We start from the raw sequence: 19,332 nt of genomic DNA, 5'->3' as shown, positions 1-19,332 counted from the left end.
CCGCTTCACTCCCCCGGGGGCGCGCCGCCCCTGAGGCGTTCCAGATCCGCCGCGCGGACCTGGATCACCAGCAGGGCGATGAGCGCCGCGACGACCGCGAAGATCGCGGCCATGATGAACGCGGCCGAGATCCCGCTCGCGAGGACCTGCTCGCCCCAGGGCGGCGGGAGCAGGCCGGTGCGCCGGAAGGCGAGCTTCTGGGCGGGGGTCGCGTGGGCGAGGAAGGACGGGAGCTGTTCCTGGGTCGCGTTGCGGTTGGCCGTGCCGAAGACGGTCACCAGGATGGAGAGGCCCAGCGAGCCGCCGATCTGCTGCATGGAGGCGAGCAGTCCGGAGGCCGCGCCCGACTCCTCGCGGGGCACGGCGGAGAGCGCGGTGAGGGTCAGCGAGACGAACTGCATGCCCATGCCCGTACTGAAGACCAGCATGGGCCCCAGCACACTGCCCAGATAGGTGGAGTCGACATCCACCTGGGTGAGCCAGCCGAGTCCGGCGGCGGACAGGACCGCGCCGCCCGCCATGAAGGGTTTGGGCCCGTATCTCGGCAGCAGCCGGGAGGTGATGTTCGCGGCCACCGCGATGACGACGCTGACCGGCAGGAAGGCCAGCCCGGCGCGGAGCGGGCCGAAGCCCAGCACGTCCTGGACGAAGAGGCTCAGGAAGAAGAACATGCCGAAGATGGCGGCGGCGAGGTTGAGCATGATCGCGTAGGTGCCCGCCCGGTTGCGGTCGGCGAACATGCGCAGCGGGGTGATCGGCTGCTTCGAGCCCCGCTCGACCAGGACGAAGACACCGAGCAGGACCACAGCGGCGGCGAACGAGCCGAGGGTCAGCCGGTCGGTCCAGCCGTGCCCGCTCGCCCGGATGAAGCCGTACACCAGCGAGACCATGCCGAGGGTGGAGGTCAGCGCGCCGGCGATGTCGAAGTGGCCGGGGCGGTGCTCGGACTCCTGGAGGTACCGGCGGGTCGCGAGGAGGATCAGCAGCGCGATCGGGACGTTGACGAAGAACACCCAGCGCCAGTCCAGCCATTCGACCAGCACCCCGCCCGCCAGCAGCCCGATCGCCCCGCCGCCCGCGGAGACCGCGGAGAAGACCGCGAAGGCCCGGTTGCGCTCCGGCCCCTCCCGGAAGGTGGTGGTGATCAGCGCCAGCGAGGTGGGGGAGGCGATCGCGCCGCCCACGCCCTGGAGGGCGCGCGCCGCGAGCAGTTGGCCGGAGGACTGGGAGAGACCGCCCAGCAGGGAGGCGAGCGCGAAGAGCGCGACGCCGAACATGAAGACCCGCCGGCGGCCGAGGATGTCGCCGGCCCGCCCGCCCAGGAGCAGCAGGCCGCCGAAGGTGAGGGTGTAGGCGTTGACCACCCACGACAGGCTGGTGGTGGAGAAGTTCAGCGAGGTCTGGATGTGCGGGAGGGCGATGTTGACGATGGTGATGTCGAGGACCACCATCAGCTGGCAGGACGCGATGACCAGCAGCGCCATCCCGTGGCCGCCGCCGGTCTCCCGGGCGGTGGCCCGGGGATTCGCTGGTCCTGGCCGTCGGGTCGTCATCGCGGGTCGCGCGTACGCGCCGGGGCGCGCGGACGGAGTGCCCGCGGGCCCTGTCCATCGACCGTAAGCCCGGCCCCGCCGGGGCACCAGTCGATCACTGGCGCTGTCCGGAAGGTCAGGGGTACGGGGTCAGGGCAGCACCGCCGTGCCGTCCAGCTCGACCAGGGCCCGGGGGTCCCAGAGCCGTACGGTGCCGACGACGGCCATGGCGGGGTAGTCGCGGCCCACCAGCCGCCGCCAGATCCGGCCCAGTTCGGGCGCGTGGGCGCGGTAGTCGGCCACATCGGTGGCGTACACCGTGACCCGGGCGAGGTCGTGCGGCGCGCCGCCGGCCGCCGCGAGGGCGGTGAGCAGATTCGCCAGGGCCGTCTCGAACTGCTCGGGCAGCGTGTCGCCGACCACCTCGCCCGCCATGTCGAGGGCGGTCTGGCCGGCGAGGAACACCAGCCGCGAGCCGGTGGCGGTCACCGCGTGGGAGAAGCCGGAGGGCGGCGGCAGGTCTGCGGGGTTGTGGCGGTCCAGGCTCATACGACCTTCCCCGTCCGGCGGTGTGGTGTCATCGGCTTCGTCCGTCGCCCTGGGCGCGCGACGCCCCCGCGTACGGCCCGGGCACCGGCCGTCGTCCGCCTCACGGTACAGATGTTCCGGCGGATGACCGCGTCGCAGCGCGCGGACGCCGCTCAAGTGGTCGCGCGCCTTCGGCGGGGGCGGGCGGCGCGGCGCGGTCAGCCGGTGTCGAGGCCGTCGATCAGACGGTTGAGGAAACGGCCGAAGGTGGCTTCGGGGGTGACGCGGCGGGCGGGGGCGGCGAGGGCCTCGGCGAGTTCCGGATGATGGCCGTCCGCGGCGACGGCGGCGAGGTAGCGGGCCTCGGCGGCGGCCCGGCCGGCGGACCACGAGGCCCGGTCCCGGGCGGTCTCGTGGGTGACGTGCCCGGCCACGAAAGCGGTGAGCTGGGCGAAGATCTCCACCCTTGTCGCGGCGTCCAGTCCGGAGGGCCGCAGGACGGCGAGCACGCGCTCCAGGAAGGCGAGGGCGTTGGGGCCGGGGGTGCGCCGGGTGGCCAGGGCGGCGGGCAGCCAGGGGTGGCGCAGCATGAGCGCGCGCTGCTGGTGGGCGACGTCCTTCAGGTCGGCGCGCCAGTGGCCGGTGGCCGGGCCCGTGGCGGGAAGTTCGCCGCTGACGTGGTCGACCATCAGTTCCAGCAGGGTCTCCTTGTCGGGGGCGTAGCTGTAGAGCGACATGACACCGGCTCCGACCCGCGCCGCGACCGCTCGCATGGTGACCGCGTCGAGCCCCTCCGCGTCCGCCAGGGAGACGGCCGCCGCCGTGATCGCCTCGCGGCTGTAGGCGGGTCTGCGGCCCCTGCGCGGCCGGTCGGAACCCAGCCAGAGCTGTTGGGGGTCGACGTCCGCGGCCCCGCCCTCCGCCTCACGGGTCATGGTCCTCGTCCTCCCCCTCCTGCTCGAAACATGGCGGCCCTCGCGGGCACCATCCAAGCATCCTCTATTCTCGTACAACGTACTGGAATGAAGGACGAGGGGAACGAACGATGGCATCACGAGCGCGCCGCCCTCTGCCGAAGCCGGCCAAAGCCACCGCCACCGCGACTGCCACTACCACCGCCGCGAAACCGCCGCTCTCCGCCCGGCTGCTGAGGGCGACCTGGCGTGGCCTCCCGGCCGGGCGGTACGAGGCCGGGTGGGAACCGGGACTGAAGGTTCCGGCCGCCGACGGCAGCCCGCTGATCACCGACCACTACTTCCCGCGCGCCGAGGGCGACTTCCCCACCCTCCTGGTGCGCTCGCCCTACGGCAGGGGCCTGCCGTGGTCCCCCCTGTACGGCGTGCTCTTCGCCGAACAGGGCTTCCACGTGGTCCTGCAGAGCTGTCGCGGCACCGGAGGCTCCGGCGGCGCGTTCCATCTCTGGCGCAACGAGCCGGCCGACGCGCGGGCCGCCGTGGACTGGCTCCGTGAGCGGCCCTGGTTCGACGGAAGGCTGGGCACGGTCGGCCCCAGCTATCTGGGCTATACGCAGTGGGCCCTGGCCCTGGACCCGCCGCCCGAGCTGAAGGCGATGGTGGTGCAGGTGGGACTGCACGACCCCTACGCCCTCTTCCACACGGACGGTGTGCTCCACCTGGAGAACGCCCTCGCCGTCGGCGCGGGCATGACGTACCAGCACCGGGGGATCCGGCCGTTCCTCGGCGCGACGCTGCGTCTGAGGCGCCGGCTGCGCGAGGTCACCACCGCCCGGCCGCTGCGCGGAGCCCATGAGCGCGTCCTCGGGGACGAAGCGCCCTGGCTGGACGAGGTGATGGCGCACCCGGACCCGGGGGACCCGTACTGGCACGGCGCGTCGCTGGCCGGGGCGGCGGAGCGGCTGACCGTGCCCACCGCCCTGATCACCGGATGGCACGACGTACTGGCCGGCCAGACCTTGGAGCAGTACGGCAGGCTGCGCCGGGCCGGCTGTGAGACCACCCTGCTCGTCGGCGACTGGACCCATACGTCCGCGCTCCAGCGGGGCTGGCCCGAGGTGTTCGCCGAGAGCCTCGCCTGGCTGCGCGCGCAGCTGTACGAGGACCGCTCCGGACTGCGCCCCACCAGGGTGCGCGTGCACATCGGCGGCGAGAACCGCCATCGGGACCTGGACGACTGGCCGGGGGACCCGGCCGCCACCCCGTGGTTCCCCAGCCCGCAGGGGCACCTCACCCGGCGGCCCCCCACGGACTCCCTGCCGGCGGCCTCGTTCCGCCACGACCCGGCCGACCCCACCCCGTCGCTCGGCGGCCCCCTGCTCTCCCCGGGCGCCGGACCCCGCGACAACAGCGCCCTGGAGGCCCGGGACGACGTCCTGACCTTCACCGGTCCCCCGCTGACCGAGCCCGTGGACATCCTCGGCCCGGTCTCCGCGCTGCTGAGCCTCTCCACCGACACCGGCCACGCCCATGTCTTCACCCGCCTGTGCGACGTCGACGCGCGGGGCCGCTCCGTCAACATCTGCGACGGACTGGGCCGGGTGACGACCACCGGGGAGACGCCCTCGCGGGTGACCGTGCCGATGGGCTCCGCCGCCCACCGCTTCGCCGCCGGCCACCGCATCCGCTGGCAGATCAGCGGAGGCGCGCACCCCCGCTTCGCCCGCTCCCCCGGCACCGGCGAGACACCGGTGGACGCCGCCGTCCTCACCCCCGTGCACATCACCCTCCACCCGGACTCGGCGCTGACGCTCCCGCACTCCCCGGCGAACGGCTGACGCCCCGGCCGCCGGAGCCGTCCCCGCCCGCCCCCGCCGCCGGGCGGCCCTATGGTGATCGCGTGGCCGACCAGCACTCCCCCCGCTCCCTGATCGTCACCCTCTACGGCGCGTACGGCCGCGAGCGGCCGGGGCCGCTGGCCGTCGCCGAACTCATCAGGCTGCTCGGCGCGCTGGGCGTCGACGCTCCGTCCGTACGGTCCTCGGTGTCGCGGCTGAAGCGGCGCGGGCTGCTGGTCCCGGCCCGCACGGAGAACGGGGCCGCCGGTTACGGCCTCTCCCCCGACGCCCGTCAGCTGCTGGAGGACGGCGACCGGCGCATCCACGACCGGCGGACCCCGCTGCTCTCCGACGGCTGGGTGCTCGCGGTCTTCTCGGTGCCGGAGACGGAGCGCGGCAAGCGCCATCTGCTGCGCTCACGGCTGACGCGGCTGGGCTTCGGCTCGGCCGCGCCGGGGGTGTGGATCGCTCCGGCGCGGCTGTACGAGGAGACCCGCCACACCCTGCGCAGACTCCGGCTCGATCCCTATGTGGAGCTCTTCCGGGGGGAGCACCTGGGCTTCGCGGCGACGGCGGAGGCGGTGGCGACCTGGTGGGACCTGGGCGGGATCGCCAAGCGGCACGAGGCGTTCCTCGACGCGCAGGAGCCGGTGCTCAACACATGGACGTCCGGGCGGGAACCCGGCCCCGAGGAGGCGTACCGGGACTATCTCCACGCGCTGGACTCCTGGCGGCGGCTGCCGTACGCGGACCCGGGACTGCCGATGGAACTGCTGCCGGAGGGCTGGCCCGGCGGGCGCTCGGCGGTGGTCTTCGCCGCGCTCCACGAAGTGCTGAGGGACACCGGGGCCCTGTTCGCCCGGAACTGACCCGCGTTCCGAACCGCGTTCCGACCCGCGTACTGGTCCGTGTACTGATCCGTCCGGGGCCGATCCGCCCGGCGAAGCGGCAGAATCGCGGCATGAAGATCACCGCGCGCTCGCTCAACCGTGCCACGCTCGCCCGCCAGCTGCTCCTCGGGCGCGAGTCGCTCGACGTCCTGGACGGGATACGACAGGTGGTCGCCCTCCAGGCGCAGCAGCCCGCCTCACCGTACCTCGCGCTGTGGAACAGGCTGAGCGGCTTCGAGGCGGCGGATCTCGAAGGCACCCTCGACGGGTTCCGGGCGGTGAAGACGACGCTGATGCGGCTCACCCTGCACACGGTCCACGCCGAGGACTACCCGGATTTCCGCGCGGCCATGGAGCCCACGCTGCGCGCCTCCCGGCTCGGCGACGCGCGCTTCACGGCCGCCGGGCTCTCCGCCGACGAGACCGCCGGGCTGATCACGGCCCTGCTGGAGTACGCCGACCGGCCGAGGACCGCCGCCGAGCTGGGGAGCCTGCTCGCGAAGCCGCCCACGGGGCCGATGGATCCGGCCGCCCAGCGGATGCTGCGGCAGTACGCGCCGCTGTGGCACGCGCCGACCGGCGGCCCCTGGTCGTTCGGCACCCGGCCCTCGTACATCGCGGCCCCCGGGCCCGGCACGGCGGACCCCGAGGCCGCCGCCGAGGGTCTGCGGAACCTGGTCCGCCGCACCCTGGCGGGCTTCGGCCCGGCCTCGGTGGCGGACCTGGCGCAGTTCACGCTGATCGGACGGACCCGGATCCGGGCCGCGGTGGACGCGCTCGCGGACGGACTGGAACGGCTGGAAGGCCCCGGCGGCACCGTGCTGTACGACCTCCCCGGCGCTCCCCGGCCGGCCGGGGAGACCCCCGCCCCGCCCCGGCTGATGGCCATGTGGGACAGCGTGCTGCTGGCCTACGCCGACCGGGGCCGCGTCGTCCCGCCCGAGTACCGCAGGCTGGTGACCCGGGTGAACGGTGACGTACTGCCCACCCTGCTGGTCGACGGCGAGGTCGCCGGGGTCTGGCGCGCCGTCGGGGGCGGCATCGAGGCCTCCGCCTTCCGCCCGCTCCCCGCACCGGTCTGGGAGGCGCTGGCCGCCGAGGCCGGTGCGCTCATCGCCTTCCTCGCCCCCCGCGACCCGCTGGTGTACCGGCGCTACGACCACTGGTGGGACAAGGGGCTGCCGGCCGCCGAGACCCGGCTGCTGACCGGCTGACCGGCCGCCGGGAACAGCCGGTCGGTCAGCCGGTCGACCGGTCAGCCGACGGGGGCGAGCGTGGCGACCAGGACCGCCTTGATGGTGTGCATGCGGTTCTCGGCCTCGTCGAAGACCACCGAGTGCGGCGACTCGAAGACCTCGTCGGTGACCTCCAGCTCGGTGAGGCCGTGCCGGTCGTGGATCCCGCGCGCCACGCTGGTGCCCAGGTCGTGGAAGGCGGGCAGGCAGTGCAGAAATCTGACGTCGGGGTTGCCGGTGGCGCGCAGGACGTCCATGGTCACGGAGTACGGGCCGAGGTCCGCGATCCGCTCGTCCCAGACCTCCTTGGGCTCGCCCATCGACACCCAGACGTCGGTGGCGACGAAGTCCGCGCCCTGGACGCCCTCGGCGATCTCCTCGGTGAGAGTGATCCGCGCGCCGCTGACCTCGGCGAGCGCCCGGGCGCGGGCGACCACCGCGGGCGCGGGCCAGTAGGCGCGGGGGGCGACGATCCGTACGTCCATGCCGAGCAGCGCGCCGGTGACCAGGTAGGAGTTGCCCATGTTGAGGCGGGCGTCACCGAGGTAGGCGTAGGCGATCTCCCGGAGGGGCTTGTCGGTGTGCTCGGTCATGGTGAGCACGTCGGCGAGCATCTGGGTGGGGTGCCAGTCGTCGGTGAGGCCGTTGTAGACGGGGACGCCCGCGTACTGGGCCAGTTCCTCCACCGTGGCCTGCGCGTCACCGCGGAACTCGATCGCGTCGAACATCCGGCCGAGCACGCGCGCGGTGTCCTTGGCGGACTCCTTGCTGCCGATGTGCGAGCCGGACGGGTCGATGTACGTGGTGGAAGCGCCCTGGTCGGCCGCCGCGACCTCGAAGGCGCACCGGGTGCGCGTCGAGGACTTCTCGAAGATCAGTGCGATGTTCTTGCCCCGGAGGAGCCGGACCTCGGCCCCGGCACGCTTGGCGGCCTTGAGCCGGGCGGCGAGATCGATCAGGCCGCGGAACTCCTCGGCCGTGAAATCCAGCTCCTTGAGGAAGTGGCGGCCTTCGAGATGTATCGCCATGGTGGCTGCTCCTGCGGGTCGCGGATGCGGTGACCCATGGAAGTGTATACGAATAGACGCATTGATATACAGGGATGGAGGCAAGTGCGCCCGGTCAGACGCCGTCCCGCCACACCGGACAGCTCATGCAGCGCGGCCCTCCCCTCCCCCGCCCCAACTCGCTCCCGGGGATCTCGATGACCTCGATCCCCTGTTTCCGCAGATGGGTGTTTGTCGTTACATTACGCTCATACGCCACCACCACCCCGGGTTCGACGGCCAGCACATTGCAGCCGTCGTCCCACTGCTCGCGCTCCGCCGAGTGCACGTCCTGGGTCGGGGTCAGCACCCGGATCCCCTTCATCCCGAGCGCGGCGGCGATCGCGCTGTGCATCCGCTCCGGCGGATGGTCGCTCACCCGCAGTCCGCGCGCGCCCTCGGCGGGCCGGATGGTGTACGAGCGGAGCATGCCCAGCCCCGCGTACTGGGTGAAGGTGTCCGCGCCCACCATGGTCATCACCGTGTCGAGATGCATGAACGCCCGCCGCTTGGGCATGTCCAGGGCCACGATCGTGTGCGCCGAACCGGCCGCGAAGAGCCCCTGGGCCAGCATCTCCACCGCCTGCGGGGTGGTGCGCTCGCTCATGCCGATCAGCACCGCGCCGTTGCCGATCACCAGTACGTCGCCGCCCTCGATGGTGGAGGGGTAGTCGTCCTGCCCCTGCGACCAGTGGTGGAAGTCCCCGGCGAGCGGGCCGGTGAAGAGCGGATGGTGCTTGTAGATCGCTTCGAAGTGGACCGTCTCGCGCCGCCGGGCGGGCCAGCGCATCGCGTTGATGGAGACCCCGTCGTAGATCCAGGCGGAGGTGTCACGGGTGAAGAGGTGGTTGGGCAGCGGGTCGAGGAGGAAGTCGTCCAGGTCCATCACATGGAAGCGGACGGAGGACGGCTCGGGGTGCCCGGCGAGGAACTCGCGCTTGGTCATCCCGCCGACCAGCGCCTCGACCAGATCGGCGGTGGGCAGCAGATCGAAGGCGGCCCTGAGGTGGTCGGTGGCGAGCGGCCCGTACTCCTTCTCGTCGAAGACCCGGTCCAGCACGAGCTCTCGCGCCCGGGGCACCTCCAGCGACTCGCGGAGCAGATCGCCGAAGAGATGGACCTCGACGCCCCGGTCGCGCAGGACGTCGGCGAAGCCGTCGTGTTCCTGCCGGGCGCGCCGCACCCACAGGACGTCGTCGAAGAGCAGCGTGTCCTTGTTCCTCGGGGTGAGGCGCTTCAGCTCCAGATCCGGCCGGTGCAGTATGACCCGGCGCAGCCGCCCGGTCTCGGAGTCGACATGGAATCCCATGCCCTCATCCTCACCGCGCGGCGCCGCCTTCACTCGGCGAACGGCGCTCCGGCACGGCAGAAGGCGGCTCAGACCTCTCGGGCGGCCTTCCGGGCCGCTCGCACCAGGCCTTCTCGGCGGGTACGCCGACCAGCTCGCGCTCGGGCCAGCGCAGCGCGGTCATCGCGCCGCCGAAGACGGCGCCGGTGTCCAGGCAGAGGGTGTTGTTGTTCCAGGCGGCGGCGGGCACCGGGGTGTGGCCGTGGACCACGGCGGCCCGGCCCCGGTACTCCTCGGCCCAGGGGCCGCGCACGGGCAGGCCGTACTCGTCCGTCCCGCCGGTGGTCGCGCCGTACAGCGCGTGCGCGCGGACCCGGCCGGAGGTGCGGCCGTGGTACTTCTCGGGGAGTCCGGCGTGGCAGACGACGAGCTTGCCGCCGTCCAGGACGTAGTGGCTGACCAGGCCGCCGATGAACTCCCGTACCCGCTCCCGGAAGGCCTCGTCCTCCCTCTCCAGCTGTTCGACGGTCTCGGCCAGTCCATGGGTGAGCCGCACCTTGCGGCCCGCCAGGTGACGGCCGAGCTTGTCCTCGTGGTTCCCCATGACGCAGAGGGCGTTTCCGGCGGCGGCCATGGACATCACCCGGCGCAGCACCCCGGGACTGTCCGGGCCCCGGTCCACGAGATCGCCGACGAAGACCGCCGTACGGCCGTCGGGGTGCGCGCCGTCCCGGTAGCCGAGGCGGGCGAGCAGGGTCTCCAGTTCGGAGGAGCACCCGTGGACGTCGCCGATGATGTCGAAGGGGCCGGTCAGCCCGGTGAGGTCGGTACGGCGGCGCTCCAGGACCACTTCGGCCGCGTCGGCCTCCTCCGCGCTCCGCAGAACATGGACCTGGTGGAAGCCCTCGCGCTCCAGGCCGCCCAGGGAGCGGTGGAGTTCGCTCCGGTGCCGCCGGACGGCATCGGGCGGCGGGCCGTCCGGACCGGGGCGGGCGCACGCCTCCTCGGGGAGGTCGAACACGATGGCGATCGACGGCACGTCGTGCTCGCGGGCCAGCCGTATCAGCCGCCGCCGGCTCTCGGCCCGCACATGGGCGTCGACGACGGTCAGCCTGCCCGCCGCGAGCCGTTCGCCGGCGAGGTGGTGCAGGACGTCATGGGCGCCGGCGCTCGCGCTCCGGTCGTTCGCGTCGTCGGCGACCGGGGCCCGGCAGTGGTCAAAGGAGAGGATCCGGGAGGGTCCGAAGTGTCGCCGGGCGAAGGCGGACTTGCCGGATCCGCTCGCGCCCACGAGGACGACGAGGGCCAGATCGGCCACCGGGAGCAGCCGCTTCGCCGGGGTGGTGGTGCTGATCGTCGGGAACACCGTTCGAGTATGGCCGGATTTCCCCCACCCGGACCAGCGAGTTCGTACGGAGGGGCGGGTCAGCCGAGCCGGGCGGCCAGGGCGGCGATCTCCCGGGGGCCGACCCGGCAGCAGCCGCCGATCAGCCGCGCGCCGTCCGCCACCCACTCCCGGGCCCGGGCCGGATCGAAGACGGACCCGCCGCGCCAGCGGTGGGCCGCGGTGTCCCAGCGCTCGCCGCTGTTGGGGTAGACGACGACAGGTTTGCCGGTCACGGCCGCCGCGAGGGCGACCGCGCGGCCGGCGTCGGAGGGCGCGCAGCAGTTCACCCCGACGGCGATCACCTGGTCGTTCCCCGCCGCCAGGGCGAAGGCGTCGGCCAGCGGCTGTCCGGCCCGGGTGCGCTCGCCGTCGACGGTGTACGAGAGCCACACCGGCACCCCGCACCCCTCGGCCGCCGCGAGGAGGGCCTCGGCCTCGTCGGTGTCGGGCACCGTCTCCAGCGCCAGCACATCGGGGGCGGCGGCGGCCAGGGCCTCGATCCGGGGCCGGTGGAACCGGACCAGCTCCCGCACCGGGCGTCCGTACCGGCCCCGGTACTCACTGCCGTCGGCGAGGGCCGCGCCGTACGGGCCGACGGAGGCCGCGATCCAGGTCTCGCCCGGGCCCGTGCCCGCCGCCCGCGCCAGGTCGACACTGCGGGCGAAGAGCGCGGCGGCCGTCCGCCGGCCGATTCCCCGGCGGGCGAACCCTTCGAAGAAGGCCTGGTAGGAGGCGGTGGTGAGCACCCGTGCCCCGGCCCGGGCGAAGGCCCGGTGGGCCGCCCGGAGCTGTCCGGGGTCGTCCGCGAGCAGCCGCGCCGACCACAGCTCGCCGGAGAGGTCGCAGCCCTGCGCCGCCAGCTGGTCGGCGAGTCCCCCGTCCAGGGCGAGGGGACCTTCGGCGAGGGCCTCGGCGAGCGCCCGGCCGGGTCGCACCGGGCTCAGCCCAGCTGGGACTGGACCTGGGCGGAGATCAGCTCCAGGTGGTCCAGATCGTCGAGGTCCAGCACCTGGAGGTAGATCCGGGAGGAGCCGGTCGCGGCGTAACGGCCGATCTTCTCGACCACCTCGGCGGGCGATCCGGCCAGGCCGTTGGTCTTCAGCTCGTCCACCTCGCGGCCGATGGCGGCGGCCCGGCGGGCCACCTCGGCGTCGTCCTTTCCCACGCACACGACCAGGGCGTTGGAGTACACCAGGTCGTCGGCGGGGCGGCCGACGGCCTCGGCGGCGGCCCGGACCCGGCCGAACTGCCGCTCGCTGTCCTCGATCGAGGCGAAGGGGATGTTGAACTCGTCGGCGTACCGCGCGGCCAGCCGGGGGGTGCGGGTGGCTCCGTGCCCGCCGATCAGCACCGGCACCTTGCCGTTCACGGGCTTGGGCAGCGCGGGCGAGTCGGTGAGCCGGTAGTGCGCGCCCTCGTGGGAGAAGGTCTTCCCGGTCTCGGTGGCCCAGAGGCCGGTGACGATCGCGAGCTGCTCCTCCAGCCGGGCGAACTTCTCCTTCGGGAAGGGGATCCCGTAGGCCTTGTGCTCCTCCTCGAACCAGCCGGCCCCCAGGCCCAGCTCGATCCGGCCGCCCGACATCTGGTCGACCTGCGCGACCTGGATGGCGAGCACGCCCGGCAGCCGGAAGGTGCCCGCGGTCATCAGGGTGCCCAGCCGGATGCGGCTGGTCTCGCGGGCGAGGCCCGCCAGGGTGATCCAGGCGTCGGTGGGGCCGGGCAGGCCGTCGGCGGAGCCCATGGCCAGATAGTGGTCGGAGCGGAAGAAGGCGTCAAAGCCGAGATCCTCGGTGGCCCTGGCCACGGTGAGCAGGGTGTCGTAGCTCGCCCCCTGCTGGGGCTCGGTGAAGATTCGAAGGTCCATGGCTCCATCCTGCACCGTCCGCCGGATCCCGACGGCCACACCCGCCGCCGGGCCGGACCCGGCTTCGCGCCCCGCTCACGACAGGCCGGCCGCCGATCCCGCGACGTCCGGTATCTCCAGCACGGCCATCGGCTCGGCCGGCTCCCGGTACCCTGCCGGGCCGGGGGCGCCGGACGGATCCGCCGGGCGGGGCGCGCCTCGGGCGGCTCCCGGGGCCTGCGCACGGACCGCGACCGGCCGGGCGGACCAGGAGACGCCCGGGTCCCCCCGGCCCCGGCCGGCGTCGGGCGGTCGGCCGGCGTCGCGGACGGCGAGCTTGCGCAGCATTCCGCGCACCCGGTCGCCCGATTCGTCGGCCGCGTCCATCGCCTCGACGCACTGCCAGTACAGCCCCTCCTCGTCAGTGGCGCAGGCGACCGCGACCAGGGCCATCCCGACATCGCCGAGGAGAGCGCCCAGCGCCAGCAGGGCCACCCGGGTGTCGGCCATGCCGGAGAGCTGGGCGGCCCTGATGCCGCCACTGCGCACGCCGGGGTGGTCCAGCGCCGCGACTCCGCGCGCGCCGGTCTCGCTGAGCCCGCGCGCCTCGCCCCTCAGCTCGGGCGGGCCGTAGACCGCCAGCCGGCCGCCGATCGCCTGGGCGAGGGCCTGTGCCTGCCAGGCCTCCGCGATGATGTCCGGCACCGCACGGCTCTGCGCCAGCGCGTTTCGGGCGGCGAAGACGAGTCGCTCCGCATCCATGGACGACACCCCCGTTCGTACGACTTACTACCCACTCTTTCCATTACCCAGAGTGAGGCCAATTGAGCCCAAACGCCAGAGGAATTCGGGAATTTGTGGACAGCAAGTCGATTGTGGAGAGATCCATAACTCCATAGAGTGACATTTTCATGATCCATGGGGCAGAGGGTCCGGTTTCTCCCCCTTCCCACCGCGAACTCACGTCACCGGGAAGCGCTTCTCATTGCGGTCGATCTTGTCGGAGAGCGCCGCCAGCGCGTCCACCCCGAGCACTTCACAGAGCTGGAGCAGATAGGCCAGCACATCGGCGACCTCGTCCCGCACCCGGTGCGCGGACTCCTCCTCGTCCATCACCCGCGCCGACTGCTCCGGCGTCAGCCACTGGAAGATCTCCGCCAGTTCGGCGGCCTCCACCCCGATCGCCGTCACCAGGTTCTTCGGCGTGTGGTACTGCCCCCAGTCGCGCGCCCGCGCGAACTCGGCCAGCCTGCGCTGGAGTCCCGCCACGTCCGGCGCACCGGAGTCGTCGCCCGTCGCCCGTCGTCCCTCATCGATCGTCACGGCACCAGATCTACCACTGTCACCCCGTCCACCCCGCGCGCGAACGATGCGTCGGCGACCGCCCCCGCCAGCCGCACATGGCCGCGCCCCGCCATCTCGGCCGCCAGCGCGGTGAGTTCGCGCGCCTGCCGGGGATCGAGACAGCGGTCGAAACCGTCCGCGAGGACGGTGAGCGACTGAAGGGCCGGCGGCACCTCCGCCGCCTGGTCCATGGCGAGCACCCCGGGGCCGGTGAGCAGCACCAGCGCGAGCCCCAGATAGCGCAGTTCGCCGTCGCCGAGCCGCCCCAGCGGGGTGGGAGGCCGACGGCCGCCGCGCGCGAGCAGCGCCCGTACCGTACCGTCGGACAGTTCCTCGACGGCCAGGTCGACCACGTCCCCCGCGCAGCCGGCCCCGGCCGCGAGGGCCAGCCGGGCATGCCTTCGGCCGCACTGCTCGCGCGTACGGTGGAGCACCTCGGCGAGGTTGTCGCAGCCGCGCCGCAGCCGGCCGTCCGCCAGGGCCGCCGGGCGGCGCATCCCGCGCGGCTGCGGGTCGCAGACGAAGGCCGAGCGCAGCGCCACCACCGTCTGTTCGGCCGCCGCGAGCACCCGCAGCTGACCCTCCGTCCGGCCGGCCACCCGCAGCGGCAGCAGCGCCGTGCCGAGCCGGTCGTCGGGCAGCGGCGCGCGGGTCACCCCCGCCGAACCGGCGGTGTGCCAGGCGGCCTCCACCGAGGGCCGGCGCGGATCGCGCAGCGCGGTGGTCAGCAGGGTGCGGCCGGCGCAGGTCAGCCGCTCGCCGACGACGCGCAGTTCGGGCTCGGCCTGGACGGCGAGGTCGAGGCGCACCGGACCGGCGGGGCCGTCGGCCGTACAGCCGATACGGAACCCCCGCCGCCCCTGTCCGTCGGCGGCCGCCCCCTCGGGAACGTACCTCCCCGGGTCGGGGAAGGCGCTCGGCAGCCGGTCGCCGGCGGCCAGCCGGGCCAGTGCCTCGTACGCCCGTAAGGCGGTCGACTTGCCGCAGCCGCTCGGCCCCGCGAGGAGGGTGAGCGGGGCGAGCGGCACGGTCCGGCCCCGGTGCGGGCCGAAGGCGGAGAGCCGCAGTTCGGTGACGGCCGGGCGGGGGTCCGGTGCCTTGCCGGGCGGCGGGCCGTCCGAGAAGGTGCGGGGCTGGAGGAGGGAATCGGCGTCCATGGGCGGGACGGTAGGCGGCGCGGGGCCCGCCGAACCGTTCCGCCGCCGCGCCCTTCCTACGAACGGGGGACGGAGCGCGTGAAGGTGTCGGTGGCCTCCGCGATCCCGTCGACCTCCGTGCCGCTGGGGGCGAGCAGGAAGACATTGCGGTCGACCCGGTGCATACCGCTGCCGAGGCCGAAGACGACCCCGCTGCTGAAGTCCAGGATGCGTTTGGCGACGTCGGCGTCGGCGCTGGTGAGATCCAGCAGCACCGGGATCTGCGCGAGGAGGTAGTCGGCGACCTCGCGCGCGTCGGAGAAGATCTGCACCCGCAGGACGACCATACGACGCTGCTCGGCGGCCTCGCTCCGGTCCGGGACGCCGTGATGGTCGACCCTCGACGGCCACTCGTTGCGGCCGCGCAACGGGACGACCTGCGCCAGGCCCTCCCACTGCTCGTCGGTGGCGTCGTACCTCTCGTACCTACTCATACGCCTATCCTCGCGCTCCTCACCCGTTCAGCCCAACAGCGACACGGAGCGGACGGGCACGGATCTCATGAGGCCGGCCCGTTCCACCCGCTCCCCCGCGGTGGAAAAGCCGATCCTCTCAAACCCCGCGGGCGGGTCGCGCCCCGGCCGGGGCCCGGCTCCCCGGCGGGCGGGACCCGTCCGGGGTCAGCACCGGCCCTCCCCCTCCAGCACCGCCTGCCAGCGGCGGAACGACTCCACGCTCTCGGCGGGGCCGAAGCCGCCGACGGGCCCCCGGTACGGCGAGTGCACCGGCCGGTATCCCGTCGCCATGTGGATGGCCTCCGCCTGCCGGGCCGCCTGCCCGGCCGCGGCGATGTCCCCCCGGCTCACCCTGGCCAGCGCGACGACCGTCTGCGCCTGTCCCTCCAGCAGCCGCAGCTGCGACTCCTGGGCGAGCGCGAGCGCCGCCCCCGCGTGGCAGAGCGCCTCCAGCGGGCGTCCGAAGCGGGCCGCGCAGACCCCGAGGCCGAGCAGGGCCATGGTGCGGCCCTTGAGATAGCCGATCTCCTCCGCGATCGAGCGGGCGATGCGGAAGTGCTCGTAGGCGCGCTCGAACTGGCCGAGCTGATAGCGGGCGTGACCCATCGCCAGCATCGCCTCCAGCTTGAGGCGGGGCCGCCCGGCCGCCCGGCTCAGCCGGCAGGCCATCAGCCCGGAGCGGAGCGCCGCCCGGCCGTTGCCGCCCTCGGCCGCGATCATCGCGAGCGCGCAGACCGCCTCGGCCTCGCCCGCGAGATTGCCGATGGCCTGGAAGCCCTTGCGGGAGGCGGTGGCCAGCTCGTGGGCGGTGTCCAGCTCCCCCAGATCGACGGAGATCAGCGCCAGGGTGGTGCTGATCCGGGCGATGCTGTCGGGGGCGGAGATCTTCCGGGAGAGCGCGAGGGCCCGCCGGCACAGCCGCTCGGCCTCGCGGAGACGGCCCATCCCGTAGAGGACCTCGCTGAGCCCCTGGAGCGGCTGGTGCGGGGTGCGCCGCAGCCGCCGGTCGATCGTGATGGACTGGTCGTAGTACTCGGCGGCCTGGCTCAGCAGGCCCAGGTCGGCGGAGACTCCGGCGAGGTTCGACAGCGCGACCGACTCGCACACCCCCCAGCCGGCCCGCCGCGCCAGCTCGATGGCCTGCTCGAAGTGGTTGCGGCCCAGCTCCAGATCGCCCTTGGTGAAGGTGGCGAGCCCCAGGCTCTGGTGCGCGGCGGCCTGGCCCCGGACATCGCCCGCCCGATGGGCCGCGCGCAGCCCGACGGTGGCTATCGCGATCCAGGTCTCGGCGTTGCGGCGGAGCCAGAAGTAGCCGCGCAGGGTGTCCGCGAGGATCCACACGGCGGGGCAGGGGTCGCTCTCGGTACGGGCCTCCGCCTCGATCAGCCTGACCAGGTCGACGTGTTCGGAGTCGAACCAGGCCGCCGCCTGCTCCGGCTCGTCGAAGGTCTCCGGGGGCGCGCCCGGTTCGAGGCCGTCGATGTCCAGCCGCAGGATCTGCGGGTACAGGCTCTGGGCCGCCGCGTCCGCCGACGCGGTGTACCAGTGCAGCAGCCGGCGGCGCGCGTCGTGATGGACGGCCCGCTTCCGCTCGGGGTCGACCAGGAGTCGCGCGTACCACCAGATCAGATCGTGCAGCCGCAGCCGCTCCTGGTCGTTGCGCTCCACCAGATGCTCGGCGAAGAGCCGGTCCAGGAGGTGGTAGGCGGAACCGGCCGAGCGGCCCAGCAGCGCGGCGACGGCGGCGACGGTGGTGGCGGGGCCGGGCAGCAGGCCCAGCATCCGGAACGCCTCGGCCGCCTCCGGGTCCAGCCGGCGGTAGGAGAGCTCGAAGGCTCTGCGCACGGCGGAGTCGGGGTCGCCCGCGACGGCCAGGCTCTCCAGCGGATTGCCGGATCTGAGGTCCCGGACGTGGTCGGCGATCCGGAAGTCCGGGCGCAGCGCCAGGTTCGCGGCAGCGATGCGCAGGGCGAGGGGGGTACGTCCGCAGATGGCGACGAGTTCGGCGAGGGCCTCGGGCTCGGCGGCGGCGCGGTCCGCGCCGACGACTCGGCGGACCAGCTCCTCCGCCTCGTCGGAGGCGAGCGGGCGCAGCGGCAGCATCGCCGCGCCGTGGCTGACGATCAGCGCGCCGAGGCGGTTGCGGCTGGTGACGAGCGCGAGGCAGCCCGGCTCGTACGGCAGCAGCTGGCGTACCTGGTCGGCCGATTCGGCGTTGTCGAGGACGATGAGGACGCGCCGGCCGGCGAGGGTGCGCTGATACAGCTCGGCCATCACGGCGATGTCGGCGGGGATGTCCTGATAGGGCATGCCGAGCGCCCTGAGCATGCCGGAGAGCGCCTCCCTGCTGCTCATGGGCCGTTCGTCGCTGTGTCCGCGCAGATCGAGGAAGAGCTGGCCGTCGGGGAACTCCGCGTCGGCCCCTCGGCACCACCGGAGGGCGAGTGCCGTCTTGCCGCTGCCCGCCGGGCCGACGATCATGACGACGCCCGATCCGCCGCGCGCTCCGGCGGCGAGTTCGGTGAGCTGTTCCAGTTCGTGGGCGCGGCCGATGAAGGCGCCGGTCCGGGAGACGCGCTGCACGGACTCCGCCTTGGGCCGGCAGAAGGTGGGTTCCGGGCCGGGGGGAGCGGCGAAGCGGACCCCGGTGACGGCGCGGTTCCCGTCCTCGGAGGCGGCGGGGTCGGCAGGTTCTCGGTGGCCGGAGTCCCGGTGGCCGGAGTCCGGGCGGTCGAAGTCCCGGCGGTCGAAGTCCCGGTCGGCGGGGTCCGGGTCGCCGCCGGTACGGCCCCGGGCCGCGCCGTCCCGGCCGGGGCGGTCCTCGGCCCCGTCCTCGGCGTCCGGCCGCTCGCGCCGCCAGTCCGTCCGGCCGAGCCGGGCAGGTCCGGGGGCCGGGGAGTCCTTGCCGGTACGGCCCGGTGCGGCACGCCGCTCGGCCGCGGCCCCGCGGTCCTGGCCCGGCACCGCGAAGGCTTCGAGCAGGGCGGTGTCCGCGCGCAGGATGCGGCCGTGGACGCTGCGCAGATCCGCGCCCGGGTCGAGGCCGAGATCCTCGGCGAGCCGGGCCCGGATCTCGTTGTAGACCTCCAGTGCCTCGCCCCGGTGATCGGCGCGATACAGCGCGACCATCCGGAGCATGGCAAGGCGTTCGTGGTGCGGGTGCTCCGCCGTGGCCCTCGCCAGTTCCTCCAGGACCAGCCCTCGCTGGCCGAGCGCGAGCCGGGCCTCGGCGCGCTGGGTGATCGCGGAGAGGTAGAGCTCGTCGAAGCCGGTGCCGAGCCGGCGGACCAGCCCGTCGGACGCGGTGCCGGCGAGCACCGGACCGCCCCAGTCGCCCAGGGCCGACTCCATCAGACGAAGCCGCTCCTGAGCATCATCCGTTCGTTCCGCTTTTAGTACCAAAGAGCGGAATCGATGCAGATCGACGGCGAGCGGATCGCCTTCCAACAGGTATCCGTCACTGGCTCGGGTCAGCACAAAGCCATGGCGCTCGGCTTCCGCTTCCATGAAGCGACCACGCAGCCTGGAGACATGGACCTGAAGACTCCCCCGGGCGCTCGACGGCGGTTCCCCCTCGTCCCAGAGCAGATCGATCAGCCGGTGGGACGGAACCACCCTGCCGATGTCGAGCAGCAGTAAACCCAGCAGCAGTCTCTCCCGGCGACGGCCGATCCTCAGCGAAACACCCTGGGCGTGCCACTCCAGGCCCCCCAGGATGCGAAACCGCATTCCCCCATCAGTCATGCCACGCGTCCATCGGTCATGGACTGCATCCTCTGCAATCGCTTGCCGTGTGGCAAGCGGATGGCAAGGTCATGGCCAGGCTGTGGCCGGTA

The 19,332-nt window shown here is 73.5% G+C and carries 14 protein-coding genes and 2 pseudogenes; 3 read left to right on the top strand and 13 right to left on the bottom strand.

Annotation, left to right across the window (positions count from 1 at the left end; translation table 11 throughout):
- Positions 1 to 5: 5 nt before the first annotated feature.
- The 3 genes from ABD371_RS17990 to ABD371_RS17980 all read right to left on the bottom strand — a co-directional run bounded on the left by ABD371_RS17990 (position 6) and on the right by ABD371_RS17980 (position 2,995).
- Positions 6 to 1,553, bottom strand: coding sequence for an MFS transporter (locus ABD371_RS17990; protein WP_381733930.1), 1,548 nt, complete (start codon positions 1,551 to 1,553; stop codon positions 6 to 8).
- A 129-nt stretch (positions 1,554 to 1,682) separates the two neighbouring features.
- Positions 1,683 to 2,081, bottom strand: a complete 399-nt coding sequence (locus ABD371_RS17985) for a RidA family protein (protein ID WP_190123709.1) — start codon at positions 2,079 to 2,081, stop codon at positions 1,683 to 1,685.
- Between the two features lie 197 nt (positions 2,082 to 2,278).
- The gene (locus ABD371_RS17980) at positions 2,279 to 2,995 is read right to left on the bottom strand and encodes a TetR/AcrR family transcriptional regulator (protein ID WP_344478083.1); all 717 of its coding nucleotides are present in this window, start codon (positions 2,993 to 2,995) and stop codon (positions 2,279 to 2,281) included.
- 110 nt (positions 2,996 to 3,105) lie between these two features.
- Here ABD371_RS17980 and ABD371_RS17975 point away from each other — a divergent pair, with 110 nt between their 5' ends.
- The 3 genes from ABD371_RS17975 (at position 3,106) to ABD371_RS17965 (ending at position 6,916) form a co-directional block, all read left to right on the top strand.
- Positions 3,106 to 4,812 (top strand): CocE/NonD family hydrolase, encoded by a 1,707-nt coding sequence (locus tag ABD371_RS17975; RefSeq protein WP_344478081.1) that lies wholly within the window; start codon positions 3,106 to 3,108, stop codon positions 4,810 to 4,812.
- Positions 4,813 to 4,874: 62 nt separating this feature from the next.
- A complete protein-coding gene (locus tag ABD371_RS17970; protein WP_344478079.1) occupies positions 4,875 to 5,681 on the top strand; it encodes a PaaX family transcriptional regulator in 807 nt (268 codons plus the stop codon).
- A 92-nt stretch (positions 5,682 to 5,773) separates the two neighbouring features.
- Positions 5,774 to 6,916, top strand: a complete 1,143-nt coding sequence (locus tag ABD371_RS17965) for a winged helix DNA-binding domain-containing protein (RefSeq protein WP_344478077.1) — start codon at positions 5,774 to 5,776, stop codon at positions 6,914 to 6,916.
- A 41-nt stretch (positions 6,917 to 6,957) separates the two neighbouring features.
- Here the strand turns inward: ABD371_RS17965 and argF are convergent, their stop codons facing one another.
- From argF to ABD371_RS17915, 10 genes and pseudogenes are all read right to left on the bottom strand, one after another.
- On the bottom strand, positions 6,958 to 7,965 hold the full coding sequence (gene argF / locus ABD371_RS17960) for an ornithine carbamoyltransferase (protein WP_344478075.1): 1,008 nt from the start codon (positions 7,963 to 7,965) through the stop codon (positions 6,958 to 6,960).
- 94 nt (positions 7,966 to 8,059) lie between these two features.
- The gene (locus ABD371_RS17955; protein ID WP_344478072.1) at positions 8,060 to 9,292 is read right to left on the bottom strand and encodes an arginine deiminase; all 1,233 of its coding nucleotides are present in this window, start codon (positions 9,290 to 9,292) and stop codon (positions 8,060 to 8,062) included.
- Between the two features lie 64 nt (positions 9,293 to 9,356).
- A pseudogene (locus ABD371_RS17950) lies at positions 9,357 to 10,637 on the bottom strand (AAA family ATPase); the annotation flags it as partial.
- 59 nt (positions 10,638 to 10,696) lie between these two features.
- The gene (gene mmuM / locus ABD371_RS17945) at positions 10,697 to 11,593 is read right to left on the bottom strand and encodes a homocysteine S-methyltransferase (protein ID WP_344478070.1); all 897 of its coding nucleotides are present in this window, start codon (positions 11,591 to 11,593) and stop codon (positions 10,697 to 10,699) included.
- Between the two features lie 5 nt (positions 11,594 to 11,598).
- Entirely contained in the window at positions 11,599 to 12,522 is a 924-nt protein-coding gene (locus ABD371_RS17940; RefSeq protein WP_344478067.1) for an LLM class F420-dependent oxidoreductase, read from the bottom strand.
- A 255-nt stretch (positions 12,523 to 12,777) separates the two neighbouring features.
- A pseudogene (locus tag ABD371_RS17935) lies at positions 12,778 to 13,263 on the bottom strand (DUF6099 family protein); the annotation flags it as partial.
- Between the two features lie 198 nt (positions 13,264 to 13,461).
- On the bottom strand, positions 13,462 to 13,818 hold the full coding sequence (locus ABD371_RS17930) for a nucleotide pyrophosphohydrolase (protein WP_344478424.1): 357 nt from the start codon (positions 13,816 to 13,818) through the stop codon (positions 13,462 to 13,464).
- 2 nt (positions 13,819 to 13,820) lie between these two features.
- Positions 13,821 to 15,002, bottom strand: coding sequence for an AAA family ATPase (locus ABD371_RS17925; RefSeq protein ID WP_344478065.1), 1,182 nt, complete (start codon positions 15,000 to 15,002; stop codon positions 13,821 to 13,823).
- Between the two features lie 56 nt (positions 15,003 to 15,058).
- Positions 15,059 to 15,475, bottom strand: coding sequence for a cell division protein SepF (locus ABD371_RS17920; RefSeq protein WP_344478062.1), 417 nt, complete (start codon positions 15,473 to 15,475; stop codon positions 15,059 to 15,061).
- 186 nt (positions 15,476 to 15,661) lie between these two features.
- Positions 15,662 to 19,225 (bottom strand): AfsR/SARP family transcriptional regulator, encoded by a 3,564-nt coding sequence (locus tag ABD371_RS17915; protein WP_344478060.1) that lies wholly within the window; start codon positions 19,223 to 19,225, stop codon positions 15,662 to 15,664.
- Positions 19,226 to 19,332 lie beyond the last annotated feature (107 nt).

This window comes from Streptomyces amakusaensis, from assembly GCF_039532665.1.
Taxonomy (GTDB): domain Bacteria; phylum Actinomycetota; class Actinomycetes; order Streptomycetales; family Streptomycetaceae; genus Streptomyces; species Streptomyces amakusaensis.
This window is presented reverse-complemented; position numbering and strand designations above follow the sequence as displayed.